General features: G+C 49.9%; 13 protein-coding genes. 11 read left to right on the forward strand and 2 right to left on the reverse strand.

All coding sequences use genetic code 11. The annotated features are described in order from the left end of the window. Positions 1 to 39 precede the first annotated feature (39 nt). Positions 40 to 1,050 (reverse strand): small ribosomal subunit biogenesis GTPase RsgA, encoded by a 1,011-nt coding sequence (gene rsgA / locus H5336_RS15175; RefSeq protein ID WP_185235102.1) that lies wholly within the window; start codon positions 1,048 to 1,050, stop codon positions 40 to 42. Positions 1,051 to 1,199: 149 nt separating this feature from the next. On the opposite strand from rsgA, the gene orn reads away from it, so the two are divergent. The 3 genes from orn to H5336_RS15190 all read left to right on the forward strand — a co-directional run bounded on the left by orn (position 1,200) and on the right by H5336_RS15190 (position 3,955). After that, positions 1,200 to 1,748, forward strand: coding sequence for an oligoribonuclease (gene orn / locus H5336_RS15180; RefSeq protein WP_185235103.1), 549 nt, complete (start codon positions 1,200 to 1,202; stop codon positions 1,746 to 1,748). A 395-nt stretch (positions 1,749 to 2,143) separates the two neighbouring features. Continuing rightward, entirely contained in the window at positions 2,144 to 2,503 is a 360-nt protein-coding gene (locus tag H5336_RS15185) for a hypothetical protein (RefSeq protein ID WP_185235104.1), read from the forward strand. Positions 2,504 to 2,749: 246 nt separating this feature from the next. After that, positions 2,750 to 3,955 carry an MFS transporter gene (locus H5336_RS15190; RefSeq protein WP_246439107.1) on the forward strand — a complete coding sequence of 402 codons (1,206 nt, stop codon included), beginning with the start codon at positions 2,750 to 2,752 and terminating at the stop codon, positions 3,953 to 3,955. 14 nt (positions 3,956 to 3,969) lie between these two features. Here the strand turns inward: H5336_RS15190 and queG are convergent, their stop codons facing one another. After that, the gene (queG, locus tag H5336_RS15195) at positions 3,970 to 5,109 is read right to left on the reverse strand and encodes a tRNA epoxyqueuosine(34) reductase QueG (RefSeq protein WP_185235105.1); all 1,140 of its coding nucleotides are present in this window, start codon (positions 5,107 to 5,109) and stop codon (positions 3,970 to 3,972) included. Positions 5,110 to 5,181: 72 nt separating this feature from the next. Between queG and H5336_RS15200 the strand changes: the two genes are divergently transcribed. From H5336_RS15200 to hflK, 8 genes are all read left to right on the forward strand, one after another. Continuing rightward, positions 5,182 to 6,729: an NAD(P)H-hydrate dehydratase gene (locus H5336_RS15200; protein WP_185235106.1), complete on the forward strand. Its 1,548-nt coding sequence runs from the start codon at positions 5,182 to 5,184 to the stop codon at positions 6,727 to 6,729. Further along, a complete protein-coding gene (gene tsaE, locus H5336_RS15205; RefSeq protein WP_376766546.1) occupies positions 6,722 to 7,183 on the forward strand; it encodes a tRNA (adenosine(37)-N6)-threonylcarbamoyltransferase complex ATPase subunit type 1 TsaE in 462 nt (153 codons plus the stop codon). The genes H5336_RS15200 and tsaE overlap by 8 nt, the downstream gene beginning before the upstream one ends. 94 nt (positions 7,184 to 7,277) lie before the next feature. Next, positions 7,278 to 8,612 carry an N-acetylmuramoyl-L-alanine amidase gene (locus H5336_RS15210; RefSeq protein ID WP_185235780.1) on the forward strand — a complete coding sequence of 445 codons (1,335 nt, stop codon included), beginning with the start codon at positions 7,278 to 7,280 and terminating at the stop codon, positions 8,610 to 8,612. 4 nt (positions 8,613 to 8,616) lie between these two features. Continuing rightward, a complete protein-coding gene (gene mutL, locus H5336_RS15215) occupies positions 8,617 to 10,449 on the forward strand; it encodes a DNA mismatch repair endonuclease MutL (RefSeq protein WP_185235108.1) in 1,833 nt (610 codons plus the stop codon). 56 nt (positions 10,450 to 10,505) lie between these two features. Then, entirely contained in the window at positions 10,506 to 11,438 is a 933-nt protein-coding gene (gene miaA, locus H5336_RS15220; RefSeq protein ID WP_221628206.1) for a tRNA (adenosine(37)-N6)-dimethylallyltransferase MiaA, read from the forward strand. Positions 11,439 to 11,714: 276 nt separating this feature from the next. Then, positions 11,715 to 11,978: an RNA chaperone Hfq gene (gene hfq, locus H5336_RS15225; RefSeq protein ID WP_185235109.1), complete on the forward strand. Its 264-nt coding sequence runs from the start codon at positions 11,715 to 11,717 to the stop codon at positions 11,976 to 11,978. A gap of 129 nt (positions 11,979 to 12,107) precedes the next feature. Then, on the forward strand, positions 12,108 to 13,439 hold the full coding sequence (gene hflX, locus H5336_RS15230) for a ribosome rescue GTPase HflX (RefSeq protein ID WP_185235110.1): 1,332 nt from the start codon (positions 12,108 to 12,110) through the stop codon (positions 13,437 to 13,439). Between the two features lie 84 nt (positions 13,440 to 13,523). Continuing rightward, complete coding sequence (hflK, locus tag H5336_RS15235; RefSeq protein WP_185235111.1) at positions 13,524 to 14,672, forward strand: FtsH protease activity modulator HflK; 1,149 nt, start codon at positions 13,524 to 13,526, stop codon at positions 14,670 to 14,672. Position 14,673 lies beyond the last annotated feature (1 nt).

A 14,673-nucleotide genomic window follows, 5' to 3' on the forward strand; every position in this document is an offset into this window, starting at 1 on the left:
GTATGGTACGGCGAATTATTGTGAGTAGCCGCCCAACAATCAGGGGCTCCTTAATGTTGTTTTCACGTCTACTTCGTCCAGCGATCCGATTATACGGCGAAAGCTGGCAAAGCGCTCTTTCGAGATGTCTCCATTTTCGGCTGCCGCCCGAATAACGCAGCCGGGTTCCGTCTGGTGCTGGCAATCGCGGAATTTACAATGGCCCGCAAGGTCTCTGAGCTCGATAAACCCCCTAAGTACATCGTGTTCGTCCATATGCCACAGACCAAACTCGCGAATGCCGGGAGAATCGATGCAGTTGCCGCCGTCCGGAAAATGATAAAGACGGGAGTGGGTGGTGGTATGGCGACCCTTTTCAACTTGCTCTGACAGACGACCTATTTTAATCGGCTCGTCAGGAAGGAGTAGCTGAATGATGGATGATTTGCCAACGCCAGATTGACCAGCAAAAATGCTAATTTTATCGCGTAGCATCTCCCTCAGTTGGTCAAAGCCAGCGCCAGTTTTGACCGAGATTTCGACTACCGAATAGTTGAGCCCGCGGTATTCTTCGAGTAGTCGCTGAATATTACAGCGTATCTCTGGGTCGAGTAGATCCGACTTGTTCACCACCAGAATAATATCCACTTCAAGGTTTTCAGCTGCTACCAGATAGCGATCAATTAAACCCGCGTGAGGCTCAGGGGCAGGAGCAATGGTTACAAGTACTTGGTCAATATTGGCAGCCACTGCGCGCATTTTTCCATAGCTGTCCGGTCGTAATAGACGATTGTGTGCTGGTTCAACAGAAACCACTACACCGCAGGTTTCGTCTTGTTGTTGCCAAGCAACTCGGTCGCCGGTGACCACATCGCCCAAATTTGCGCGAAGATGGCAGCGCCACACTTTACCGTTTTCGGCTTCTATATCGACTTGCTTGCCGAAGCGGGTGAGCACCAAGCCCGTTTCGGTCTCACCAGCATCAGAGCTGGCGCTGGCCTTTTGACGCAGGCTTTGTTGGTGGTTGGCAATGCGGTTACTTTGCTGTCGAGTGAGTTTTCGTTTGCTCATGGGTGGGGTGTGTAGGTGAGCGAAAGAGGGCCAATTATCGAGCCAAAGATGAGCATAATTGGATTTATGGTGCGTGTCCGGTGGCCGTTGATAGGAACTTCCTCTTCGAGCTGCTAGAATTTGTTGGTGGCATTGTAATGGAAAAGAGTATGACTATCAGCGAAAACAACCTGATCTGGATCGATCTAGAGATGACTGGATTAATCCCTGAGCACGACGTCATCATTGAAATTGCCACCGTAGTCACCGATGCCCAGCTTAATATTCTGGCGGAAGGGCCGGTAATGGCAATTTATCAACCGCATGCAGTGCTCGACCAAATGGACGAGTGGTGTACCACCCAACACGGGAAATCAGGGCTAACCGCAAGAGTTAAAAGCAGCGAAATCTCTACATCGGTGGCGGAGCAGGCGACATTGGATTTTCTGGCAAACTGGATTCCCGAGGGTAAGTCGCCTATGTGCGGCAACTCTATCGGCCAGGATCGCCGATTTCTGCAGCGCTTTATGCCAAGGCTCGCCGGCTACTTTCACTACCGCAATATAGATGTTAGCACCTTAAAGGAGTTGGCTGCACGATGGCAGCCGGAGTTGCTCAAGGGTTTCTCTAAGCAAGGCACACATCTAGCTTTGGACGATATTCGCGAGTCCATTGCGGAGCTCAGCTATTACCGGGAGCACTTTATTCGCAAGCAATAGTGGGTGCCTTTTCTAATGGCCGAAGAGAGATTTGAATGGCAGGGCACTAACACACGCTAAGCTAAGGGTACATCTGGTCAGAGGTGTCTAGATGTTTTTCTTCTCAAACGAAGTGTGTTGCAGCGCAAATCGTCTAAAGCTTGGCGGCTTATGCCGCATGGTTAGCGCGGCTTCGGTGTAACATTGATTTGGTTATTCCATATTCTTTGATGATCTGGATGTGGAACTTTTAAGCGCAAGCCGGTTTTTGACAAGCTTGCACTTTAGGACAAAGCTTAGATAACAGGTCTGTTTATTCAGATCCGACCGATAATAGCGGCGCCAGGAGGCGGCTGTTGTTGGGTCAGTAATCGTTATTCTGAGCTTTATATTATAGCTCGAAGGAATGAGATATTATGCAATACCCTAATAATTCTATCCCCCTGTATGCTGTTTCTGAGGCTCACTCCGATGCGAGTGATCCGCGTTCGGACTCGAACAAAAGCCAGCCCGCTATCAAGCACGAGGCAGAGGCTAGCTCCGAGCGCCGAGATCGAAGTAAGCCAATCCCCTACAACCTCTCCGAGTACCTTAACGATGATCAGCAGTTTTCATTGCGTCAGATGGAAAGTTTTGGTTGGCAGTTGTCGTTTATCCGTCGACCCTTATTTCAAGAGCAGGTTGTTGTAGTGGCTAACGAAGATAGTAGCCAGTATGGTGTTCTCGAAAAGGACGGTTCCATCAATATGCAGGCAATGATTGATTTGAGACACTAGTTCAGCTGCAAGAACCTCTTGGCGTAATTTCGTCAAAATTACGACGCCATTTTCCGCTATAATCCGCGCTTTGAATTCCCGACCACCTTACGGTTGTTCGGGTTCCTACTTTTGCCTGTGGCATAAGGCCCTTTCTGCACGCGATATAAATGTCTTGGTGGCCTAGTTGCCGTACCCTGAAAATGGGTGTTTCCCTAGATAAAATCAGAGTTCTTCATCTGCAGCCCTATTTCTGAGGTTCCCCAATTGTCCGATAAAAATAGTTTTTTTAGAAAAGGTAAGTTTTTATTGTCCTTCGGTTTTCTTGCGGTATTTATGGGGAATTTTGGCCAATCATTTTTTATTGGAAGTTACGGGGCCAGTATTCAGCAAGCATTGGAGCTTTCTGCATCGGGCTATGGCTTGGTGTATTCCGTTGCCACCTTAATTGCGGGCACCAGCATTATGTTTGTTGGTGGTTATATCGATCGTATTCCGTTACGTCACTTTGTTTTATATGTGGCCGCTGGGCTCTTTATTGGCAGCCTGATTATGTTTGCCAGTGTGAATGTTTGGATATTGGGGTGTGGGCTTGTCGCCATTCGTCTCTGTGGTCAAGGTTTGCTTCCGCATACGGGGATTACCACCATGGCGCGTTGCTTTGATAGCGATCGAGGTAAAGCCATTTCGATTGCAGCATCGGGTGTTCCTGCGGGTGAAATACTGTTACCAATAATGGCGGCAGTGCTGATTGCTCAATTGGGTTGGCAGCAAAGCTGGTTAGTGGTCGCTGCACTTGTACCTTTGGGGTTTATTCCCGTAGGTCTTTGGTTGCTAAAAAATGCAGAGAAATCGGGGTTTGAGTTTGCCCCAGTTGCAAGCATCGGTGGATCGCCGTCGCACAGCTCTGTGGGGCGCAGTGAAGTCCTCCTTGATGGCAGGTTTTGGCGAGTATTGCCCGCTGTAATTGCAGGGCCGTTTGTGGTCACGGGTGTTTTTATTCATCAATCTTTTTATATGCAACAAAAGCTGTGGAGTATGGAGCTGTTTGCTTCTAGTTTTATTGCTTATGGTGTTGTTCACTGGATAAGCTCGCTTGCCGCTGGGGTGATGGTGGACCGGTATAGCGCTGTGCGGTTATTGGCCTACTACAATTTGCCTTTAGCTGCTGCGATGTTGGTTGTTGGTTTTGTTGATGGCCCGTTGGTACCGTTTTTAATGTTGGGGTTGCTGGGGATGTCTATTGGTTTTGGCGGCCCGGTAGCCGGAGCGCTTTGGGCGGAAGCCTATGGTACCGGAAAAATAGGTAGTATTCGCTCAATGACAACATCGTTTGGCGTTTGGGCAACGTCGCTATCACCCATTATCTTAGGTGTACTAATAGATGCGGATGTGAGTATTTCACTGCTGTCACTGTGCATGGCTCTAGCGGTATTCGCCGCTTGTGTAAGCGCTGCTTTTTCTTATAAATAGAGGAACGCTAAAGGTTAAACCCTTGTGCGTGATAGTTTGCGTACGCGTTTTCTATTTGGGTTTTTTTGCTGAACCAATGCCCATTGAATATGCTTGGCAACCAGTTCGGAGGCTTGGGGTAATCGGGAGGTGAGTGCTGAGACTATGTCGGGATTAGCCGGAGCGTTGCCTAGACCGACCGCAAGGTTTCGCTGCCACAATTCATAGCCAATTCGACGAATGGCAGAGCCCTCGGTATTTTTCAGGAAGGTTTGTTCGTCCCACATAAAAAGTGTTAATAGGTCCGAATTTTCGAGGCCATGCCGGGGCTGAAAGTCGGCTTCACAGGTAGGTTTAGCATATTTGTTCCAAGGGCAAATGGCTTGGCAGTCGTCACAACCGAAAACGCGGTTACCCATTACTGTACGGAACTCTTCTGGTATTTCACCTTTATTCTCTATGGTTAAATAGGATATACAGCGGCGTGCGTCCAGCTCGTAGGGTCGGGGGAAGGCGGCTGTCGGGCATACCTTTAAGCATGCCTCACAGTCACCGCATTTATTCTCTGTAATCACTTCGGTGACCGGTAAAGGCAGGCTGGTATATATTTCACCGAGAAAGAACCAGCTGCCGGCATGCTGATTGATGATTAGGGTGTGTTTGCCAATCCAGCCGAGTCCTGCTTTTTCTGCAATAGGGCGCTCGAGTACCGGCGCGCTGTCGACAAAGGGGCGACTGCTGATCTCTAGTTCAGGGATAAATGCCTGAGCGTCCTGTTTTATTTTTTCCGCTATGAGCGCAAGGCGTTTGCGCATTAATTTATGGTAATCACGTCCTAAAGCGTATCGGGAAACATAGGCTTTTTCGGGGGATTTTAAGATTGCTATTTGCTGCGAACCTTCGGGTAGATAGTCCATGCGCACCGAGATGATTCTACGCGTTCCGGGGTGGAGAAGTTCGGGGTTCAAGCGCATTTTTTTGCGGTCTTCCAGCCATTGCATGCTGCCGTGATAGCCTTTACCCAGCCACTGCTGAAGCCGTTCGGTCTCGGAGCTTAAATCGGCGTCGGATATACCGATTTGCTGAAAACCCAGTTCTTTTGCCCAGAGCTGAATGTTGGTACATAGATTAGAAAGAGCGAGTTGTTGCTCTTGAGATAGTGCGATAGTGGTCATGAGGTTACGCTTGATTGTGTTGGCTAAGCAGTAACGTATAATTCTGCTTTCAATTTTACCATTTGAAATACTATGACTAATTCTACACGTAGGAGAGCGCTTTTTCGCGCTGATCAAGTACGAGAGCTCGACAGCATTGCCATAAATGTGGGTGCTATTGCCGGAATTCAGCTTATGAAGCGTGCGGGCAGAGTTATATTCCAGCAGTTGCGTTTGCGCTGGCCTCTTGCGCAAAAGGTCTTCGTTTGTTGTGGCGGCGGTAATAACGCTGGTGACGGCTACATTGTTGCTGCACTGGCGGCTCAAAAGTGCATGCAAGTACAGGTGTTGTCTGCGGTTCCAACAGCGAGGCTTAACGGTGATGCAGCGGCTGCGATGCAGTTCGCCCTCGCGGAAGGGGTGCAGGTTACAGAGGTTGATGACTGGGCCTCGTGTTTGACGCTTTTCGACGAGCAAAGTGTGGTTGTTGATGCGCTACTGGGTACTGGAATAAAGGGTGAGGTTCGCGTCGAATATGAGCGGGCGATCAACGCTATTAACGCTGGTAAGGCGAGGGTAATTGCGGCTGATGTTCCCTCGGGCATCTGTAGTGATACTGGGGTTGTGCTGGGTGCTGCCGTTAAGGCTGACGTTACGGCGACATTTGTCGGCCTGAAACAAGGCCTATTAACGGCTAGCGCACCAGAATATGCTGGAGAGATGTGTTTTGATGAGCTGGGTGTGCCGTTTAGGGAGGCGCCCTCGCCACTGGCTAGTGCATACGCTGAGGTCCAACCGAGCGCCGAGCAAATAACAAGAAAATCCTACAGGTTGAAAGCGCGGCCTGCCGATGCCCATAAAGGCTTATATGGTCATGTGCTCATTGTCGGTGGTGATGCCGGTTTTGGTGGTGCAGTAGCAATGGCGGCCGAAGCTTGTGCTCGGGTGGGGGCGGGGTTAGTAAGCGTTGCCACTCAGGCGGTACATGTTGCGCCTGTTTTAGCTCGCTTGCCCGAAGTTATGGTAAATGCTGTTGCTTCAGGTCAGGAGCTGGAACCGCACTTGGTTAAGCCCAGCGTCATTGTGGTTGGGCCGGGGCTTGGCCGCAGCCCCTGGTCGGAGCAAATGTTACAGCAGGTAATGAAGACAGGGCTGCCGTTGGTGGTAGACGCCGACGCTTTAAATATTCTTGCCGCTAAGCCAGCGTGCAGTGAGGTAGAACGGCAGAATTGGGTTTTCACTCCTCATCCGGGAGAGGCAGCAAGGCTTTTAGGCTGTACTATTGACGATATTCAGGCCGATAGGTTTTCGGCGGCGCGAGCCATTCAGGCAAAATTTGGTGGAGTGGTGGTGCTTAAGGGCGCGGGAACTATTATTGCCAGTGCTACAGAAACGCTGGTCGCTAAAGTGGGTAACCCTGGTATGGCCACTGGCGGTATGGGCGATATTTTGGCTGGCATTATTGGTGCGTTACTGGCGCAGGGGCTCGGGCCGGCTGAAGCTGCTGGCCTTGGCGTTTGTGTGCATGGGGATGCGGCAGATCTTGCGGCTTTTGACGGTGGGCAACGGGGTATGTTGGCAACTGATTTAATTTCCCACATCCGCAAGCTTGTAAATCCGGGAGTGCCAAGTGGTGGTTGATGTGAGTTTTCAGCAAGTACTGGAGGACGAAAGTGCCACGGTCAAAGCGGGTGAGAAACTGGGGCAATATTTGGCCGGTGGGGCGGTAATTTATCTGACCGGAGTGCTGGGGGCTGGCAAAACCACTCTATGCCGGGGTATTCTCCGGTCTTTCGGGTATTCAGGTGCGGTTAAGAGCCCCACCTATACTTTAGTGGAGCCGTACGAATTTGGGAACAACACGGTGTTTCACTTTGATTTGTATCGCCTCGGAGACCCAGAGGAGTTAGAGTACATGGGTATTCGCGATTACTTTCAGGCACGCAGTGTGTGTTTGATTGAGTGGCCCGACAAAGGCGAAGGCTTTTTGCCTAAGGCCGATATACTGGCCGAACTAAAGCCGCAGGGGTACTGTCGAAAACTAGCGTTAACGGCGTTTACCGAACGCGGGGAACAAATTGTTTGCCAATTGTAAGTATTTGCAATTGGGCTAGCATAAATTGCCGTGCACGAATTCAAGGCGGGTGGGGTCAGGAGTGGGGGTGAACTACAGGCTTGAAGGCGCAAGCATGCAACGGGTAAAGAGAATAGCTGTTCTCTTGCTGGTGAAAGTGCTTTTGCTCTGCAGTATGCCCACGTTGGCCGCGCGGGTTGATAGTGTCCGCCTCTGGCGCGCGCCAGATCATACCCGTTTGGTTTTTGATCTCAACGGCCCCGTTGAGCATTCGGTTTTCCCACTGAAATCACCGGCTCGTCTCGTTGTTGATATTGCCAACACCACTAACCGCACAACCCTTGACTCCCTGGATTTCTCCGGCACCCCCATAGACCAGATGCGATTTGGTAAGCATGGCAATGACTTGCGGGTCGTACTCGATTTGAAATCTGAGGTGAAGCCTCGAACCTTTGTGCTGGTTAAGCACGGTGATAAAAAAGATCGGCTGGTGGTTGACCTCTATGATGCAAAAACCGAAACAGTAAGAACTGTAGAGCAGGTAGTTGAAATGGTCAGTGGCAATCGCGATATTATTGTCGCGATTGATGCCGGTCACGGTGGTGAAGACCCCGGTGCTTTGGGGCCAAAAAGAATTCGTGAAAAAAATATCGTTTACAAAATAAGCCAACAATTGCAGCGAATGGTGGATGCGGAGCCAGGCTACAAGGCGTATATGGTACGTGATGGAGATTATTACATCCCCCTGCGAGAGCGGCGGAACAAAGCCCGGAAAGTACGTGCTGATATTTTTGTCTCAATTCATGCTGATGCGTTCACAAACCCAAAAGCAAAGGGGGCTTCGGTGTACGCGCTTTCCCGACGCGGAGCGACATCTGAAACCGCTCGCTTTCTCGCATCGAAGGAAAACGAAGCCGATTTAATTGGTGGTGTGGGTGGTGTAAATCTCGACGAGGTAGATGGTGCTCTCGCTGGAGTGTTATTGGACCTTTCAATGACGGCCTCATTAGCAAACAGTTTAGATGCCGGGGATAAGGTGTTAAAAGAAATTGGCAGAATGACGCGTTTACATAAGCGTCATGTTGAACAGGCTTTTTTTACGGTGCTGACATCGCCCGATGTGCCTTCGATTTTGGTGGAAACAGGCTTTATATCTAATCCTGAAGAAGCGGGAAAACTTAACACTTTTGCTCACCGCAAAAAGATAGCAACGGCTATTTTCACCGGTGTTAAAAAATATTTTCATGAAACACCGCCGGCAGGCTCATTAGTGGCCTGGAATAAAAACGGTGGTAGTCACAACGTGGTGCAACATACCATTGCGCGTGGTGATACGCTCACGGGGCTTGCCAGTCGCTACAATGTTAGTGTTACACGCATTAAAGCGGTTAATGACCTCAAAGACTCCTCTATTAAAATTGGGCAGATAATTAAAATACCTGCTTCCTGATACCATGAATCGAATACAGAAACTAAGCCCTCGGTTGGCTAACCAAATTGCCGCAGGTGAGGTCGTTGAGCGACCGGCATCCGTTATTAAAGAGTTAGTAGAAAACAGCCTCGATGCGGGTGCTCAACAATTAGACATCGAAATTGAAAGCGGCGGGACAAAATTAATTCGGGTGCGCGACAACGGCTCAGGTATTAATAAGGACGACCTTCCCCTCGCCTTAGATCGTCATGCTACGAGTAAAATTTTGAGCCTTGATGATCTGGAAGCTGTTGGTACGCTGGGTTTTCGGGGCGAGGCTCTGGCCAGTATAAGTTCCGTCGCTCGGTTAAAGCTTACGAGTAATACTGGTGCCAGCGAAAGTGGGTGGTGTGTAGAGGCCGAAGGTCGTGAAATGTCCGCAGTGCTCACTCCAGCAGGCCATCCTCGGGGTACATCTGTTGAAGTGCGTGATTTATTTTTTAATACCCCCGCACGCAGGAAATTTTTACGCACGGATAAAACTGAGTACAACCGTATAGAAGACGTGCTGAAACGTCTCGCGCTTTCACGTTTTGCTCAAGGGTTTTCGTTAAAAAATAATGGCCGAGTTGTACACGCTTGGCGTCCCGCCAACTCCCAAGCGGAAAAAGAACGCAGAGTGGCTCAAATTTGTGGCCCAGCATTCATGGAAAACTGTGTGCATGTGGATATTGAGCGCGCGGGATTAAAATTGTGGGGCTGGGTTGCGCTGCCAACTTTTTCACGGAGCCAGGCGGACCTACAGCATTTCTATGTGAACGGCCGCGCGATTCGCGACAGGCTGGTGAGCCACGCCATAAAACAGGCTTATCAAGACGTGCTTTATCATGGTCGTCACCCTGCTTTTGTCCTATATCTTGAGGTCGACCCCGCAAATGTTGATGTGAATGTACACCCCACTAAACACGAAGTACGGTTTCGTGATGGCCGTCTAGTGCACGACTTTTTGTTCCGAAGTTTGCATCAGGCACTCGCCGATGTACGACCTTCCGCCGCGTCACAGCCAACAAGTGCGGAAACTCCTGGCGCGACAGAGATAATTCCTGAGCAGGGAGCGCTGGGTTTGGCGGGTCGCTCGCCTGGCTCGGTTTTTCAGTCGGAATCTATACCGGCGGGCATGCAGGTGCGAGAGCTTGCTGAGCCTGTGTATCAGTCTCAATTTCAACCGCGCCCTAGTTTTTCGCCTGCTCCCGCCGACCACGCGCCTCTGGATTTTCAACAGCAGGGTGAAATCCCGCCTTTGGGGTACGCTATTGCACAGCTAAAAGGTATTTATGTATTGGCGGAGAACGAGCACGGCATGGTTTTGGTGGATATGCACGCGGCTCACGAGCGTATTACTTACGAGCGTATGAAGGGGCAGCAAGAGCAACAAAAAATTCAGTCTCAACCGTTACTTGTGCCCCAGTCGATGGCGGTAAGTGAAAAAGAGGCGGGTTATGCTGAAGAGCACAACGAAATCTTTGTTCGCCTTGGGTTTGAAATTGAGCGAGCCGGACCGGAAACGCTATTGATCCGCCAGCTCCCGGTAATACTCAATAATGCCAAGGTCGAGCAGTTGGTGCGTGATGTATTAGCGGACCTGGTTGAGTTTGGGACCAGTCAGCGAATTGAGCACAACATTAATGAAATTCTTTCTACCATGGCTTGCCATGGTTCTGTGCGCGCAAACAGAAAGCTCACTATTGCTGAAATGAATGCTTTACTTCGAGATATGGAGGCTACAGAGCGCAGCGGTCAGTGTAATCACGGTAGGCCAACCTGGGCCCAGCTCACCATGAGTCAGCTAGATAAGCTATTTATGCGTGGCCAATAATTGTGGTGGACAGCATTCCTAAAGCGGTGAACGGTAAACCTATTGCGATAGCGCTGATGGGCCCCACAGCGTCTGGAAAGACAGATCTAGCCATTGCGTTGCACCAGCGTTTGGGCGCAGAAATAATCAGTGTGGATTCGGCGCTTGTTTATCGGGGTTTGGATATTGGTTCCGCCAAACCCAGTGTCGAAGAGCTGGCGGCGGCTCCGCATCGATTAATTGATATTCGCGATCCATCAGTTCCCTATTCGGCAGCCAATTTTGCCGTCGACGCCAAAGGTGAAATCGAACAGGTTGTAAGCGCCGGTGAGATTCCGTTGCTGGTTGGCGGTACCATGCTCTACTTCAAAGCATTGCTGGAGGGTTTGTCTGACATGCCTGCCTCCGATGCTCAAACACGGCAAATGATAGAAAAAGACGCGCTGCAGCGGGGGTGGCCGGCATTGCATGCTGAGCTAGCCGAAATAGACCCAAAAACAGCCGCCGAGATACATCCTAACCATTCCCACCGGATAGGGCGTGCGCTGGAGGTGTACCGAATTTCCGGCAAGCCTATCAGTGAGTTTCGCACCCACTTATCGGGCGGTTTAATGGAAGACTACCATTGGTTGCAAATAGCCATTGCCCCGCGTGACAGAGCTATTTTGCACAGGCGCATCGAGTTGCGCTTTGATCGGATGCTGTCCCGTGGTTTGATTGATGAAGTGCAGGCGCTTTTCGAGCGAAAAGACTTGCACGCCGATCTGCCCGCTATTCGTGCAGTGGGGTACCGACAGGTGTGGGGGTTTCTGGCCGGCGAATTCGGTTTTGATGATATGCGCCAAAAAGGTATTGCCGCCACTCGTCAGCTGGCTAAGAGGCAGTTAACGTGGTTGCGATCCTGGCCGGGTATTAATTGGCTCGATACGCAGGAAGAAACAGGTGAATTGTTAAGTTCAGAAGAAATTGTGAGTAAAGCATTGAGAATTTTAACTGAAACCACAATATAATGTTTACGGGCTCCCTGATCCCTTTTTATAACGGGGGGTTCTGTTTGTCGGGTTGTGCACAGAGAATAGGCAATTTTCTGGATGAATTCCCAAGAACTGTGTTATTCCAGCTCGACAGGCTATAGTCTTTTTATACGCTTACACTGACACATCTATTTTTTACCTATGCGGCACGGTTAAGTGCGCGATTTTGGTGCTTTTCACAGGCTCACAGGGAAGAATCTAAGTGGTGAGGTGTTTACTTACTTTTTGTTCCTAAATTTAAGGAGAATAACCATGTCAAAAGGGCATAGCTTACAAGACCCTTACCTCAATGTGCTTCGTAAAGAGCGCATTCCTGTTTCTATTTATCTGGTAAATGGTATTAAGCTTCAGGGGCAGGTTGAATCGTTTGACCAGTTTGTGGTTTTACTAAAGAATACTGTAAGCCAAATGGTTTACAAGCACGCTATTTCCACCGTTGTCCCATCTCGACCTGTGCGAGTGCCAATGCTCAATGCAGAGGCCGGTGATAGCGATGAGATGGACGGCGGCGAATAGTAATTTGGGGTAATCAAGGGCAGCCTGACGAGATAGTGGTGTCGGGCGGGTTGTAGGCTTTAACCTCAGGGTACATACTCCTCTTGTTTCTAGAGCTGCTTTTGTTTCATCTCACTACCGGAGTCTTATTTGTTTTTTGAACGACCTGATTCAGGTGAACTCGCTGTACTTGTTCATCTGGAGCTACCCCGACATGCAGGCACTCACGACCCTCGCGAATTTGAAGAGCTGGTGTTGTCAGCAGGGGGTGATCCTGCGGAAATGCTTAGCGGACAGCGCTCGGCACCTCACGCAAAATACTTTGTTGGAACCGGAAAGCTTGAGGAGTTGGAGGCGCTTGTGCGGGAGCTAGATGCCGAACTGGTGATTTTTAATCACGATCTCTCTCCGAGCCAAGAACGCAACCTAGAAAAAGTACTGGAATGTCGCGTTCTTGATCGTACTGGTTTAATTCTCGACATCTTCGCCCAGCGGGCACGTACTCATGAGGGCAAGCTGCAGGTTGAGTTGGCCCAGCTTGAGCATATGTCTACGCGCTTGGTTCGCGGTTGGACTCACCTGGAGCGCCAGAAGGGCGGGATTGGCCTGAGGGGCCCCGGAGAAACCCAGCTTGAAACCGACCGGCGTTTACTGCGCGCGCGCATCAAAACTATTAGTAAGCGTCTTGAAAAGGTACGCCGTCAACGTGAGCAGGGGCGGCGAGCGCGTAGTCGTGCGGATATTTCTACGGTATCCCTCGTGGGTTACACCAACGCCGGGAAGAGCACATTATTCAATGCAATAACAGGTGCCAGTGTTTACGCGGAGGACCAGCTGTTTGCAACGCTGGACCCGACGATGCGGCGCATAGGTTTACCTGATGTTGGGCCGGTAATTCTCGCCGACACCGTTGGTTTTATCAGTAATCTTCCTCACCGATTAGTGGAATCTTTTCGGGCCACCCTTGAAGAGGCTGCTAGTGCCGACCTTCTACTACATATTATTGATGCCGCTGCGGATGAACGCTTGCGCAATATAGAGCAGGTTGGTTTGGTATTGGAGGAAATTGGTGCTCACGAAATCCCTCAGTTACTGATTTACAACAAAATTGACCTTATGGGAGACATGTCACCGCGAATCGATCGCGATGATCAGGGGCGCCCGGTGGCGGTTTGGCTGTCTGCCCAGCGTTTGGCGGAAAATGGGGCTGGTTTGGATTTGCTATTTGAAGCCCTCGCTGAGTTACTTACCGATGACATCTTTCATGAGACGATTCGTTTACACGCCAGCATGGGCAGTTTACGCGCTCGTTTATATCGCCAAAATGCGGTGCTGAATGAGGGCTACGGCAATGATGGCACCTGCGACCTGGAAATTCGATTGCCAAAGGTAGACTTAATGCGCATGCTCTCTGCTGAGGATGTAGCCTTAGATAAGCTTTTGACCGGCCCAGTCTCAGACATACAGCAATTAGCAATATAAATTTTAACCTGTTCCACAGTGGTTGAATTTTCGTAATTCACCTTCATATCCCAATTTCTTTATAAAAATACGACGGAGTAACCTATGGCCTGGAATGAACCGGGTGGTAACAAAGACCCCTGGGGCGGCGGTAATCGCGGAAACGATGGTCCCCCTGACCTTGATGAAGCGCTGAAAAACATTCAGAAGAAGTTTTCTGGCTTGTTTGGTGGCGGCAAAAACGGGGGTGGGAAAAACGCTGGCTTTGGCTTTAGCTGGAGTATCGTTGCCCTGTTAATCGTTATAGGGTTGGTTATATACGCCATTGTTGGTGCGGGTATTGTGAATGAGCAGGAGCGGGCAGTTATCCTGCGGCTTGGCACATACAATACGACCAAAGATCCAGGATTTCGCTGGAACCCTCCGCTGGTCGATAAGGTATACACCATTAACGTAACCAACGTGCGTCAATGGTCTACCTCTGAGCAAATGCTCACCAAAGATTTGAATATTGTTGATATTAAATTGTCTGTGCAGTACATCATTGAAGATGCGCGCGATTTCTTGCTCAATGTAAAAGACCCAGAAAATAGTTTGCAGCAAGCCACCAACAGCGCATTGCGCCATGTGGCGGGTTCCGCACTGATGCACGATGTGCTCACCGAGGGGCGTGAACAGGTTGCGTTTGATATACAGGCACTCCTACAAAGATACCTGAACAACTATAAAACGGGTATTCGTGTAGAAACCGTTAACATCGAAGATTCTAACCCTCCGCGAGAAGTGCAAGGTGCTTTTGACGAAGTCATTGAAGCGCGAGAAGACGAAGAGCGGTATAAGAATCAGGCTGAGGCCTATTCGAACGGTATTATTCCTGAAGCTCGGGGTGGTGCTCAGCGCGTTATTGAAGAAGCAACGGCGTACAAAGAGAAAGTTATCGCTGAGGCAGAAGGTGAGGCTAAGCGCTTTGAATACCTGTTGACCGAATATAAAAAGGCACCGGAGGTTACTCGTCAACGCTTGTATATAGATGCCGTTGAGGATGTGATGTCTAATAGTTCGAAGGTGATGGTCGATGTTGAAGGCGGGAACAACATGTTGTATCTACCGTTAGATAAGATTATTTCAAGTAGCCAGCAGAGCAGTTCACGTAGCTTTACGGCCTCTGAGTTGGATGCCTTGGCTGAGCGAATAAAAAACCAGGCTGAGCTTGATGATAGCGGTCTGACTTCACGTCGTAGAGAGGGGAGATAAT

It is taken from the genome of Teredinibacter franksiae, assembly GCF_014218805.1.
GTDB lineage: Bacteria > Pseudomonadota > Gammaproteobacteria > Pseudomonadales > Cellvibrionaceae > Teredinibacter > Teredinibacter franksiae.

Bases quoted from the DNA above. Each gene is read 5' to 3' on its own strand.
- rsgA (WP_185235102.1), bottom strand. From the start codon at position 1,050: ATGAGCAAACGAAAACTCACTCGACAGCAAAGTAACCGCATTGCCAAC.
- orn (WP_185235103.1), top strand. From the start codon at position 1,200: ATGACTATCAGCGAAAACAACCTGATCTGGATCGATCTAGAGATGACT.
- H5336_RS15185 (WP_185235104.1), top strand. From the start codon at position 2,144: ATGCAATACCCTAATAATTCTATCCCCCTGTATGCTGTTTCTGAGGCT.
- queG (WP_185235105.1), bottom strand. From the start codon at position 5,109: ATGACCACTATCGCACTATCTCAAGAGCAACAACTCGCTCTTTCTAAT.
- H5336_RS15200 (WP_185235106.1), top strand. From the start codon at position 5,182: ATGACTAATTCTACACGTAGGAGAGCGCTTTTTCGCGCTGATCAAGTA.
- H5336_RS15210 (WP_185235780.1), top strand. From the start codon at position 7,278: ATGCAACGGGTAAAGAGAATAGCTGTTCTCTTGCTGGTGAAAGTGCTT.
- mutL (WP_185235108.1), top strand. From the start codon at position 8,617: ATGAATCGAATACAGAAACTAAGCCCTCGGTTGGCTAACCAAATTGCC.
- miaA (WP_221628206.1), top strand. From the start codon at position 10,506: ATGGGCCCCACAGCGTCTGGAAAGACAGATCTAGCCATTGCGTTGCAC.
- hfq (WP_185235109.1), top strand. From the start codon at position 11,715: ATGTCAAAAGGGCATAGCTTACAAGACCCTTACCTCAATGTGCTTCGT.
- hflK (WP_185235111.1), top strand. From the start codon at position 13,524: ATGGCCTGGAATGAACCGGGTGGTAACAAAGACCCCTGGGGCGGCGGT.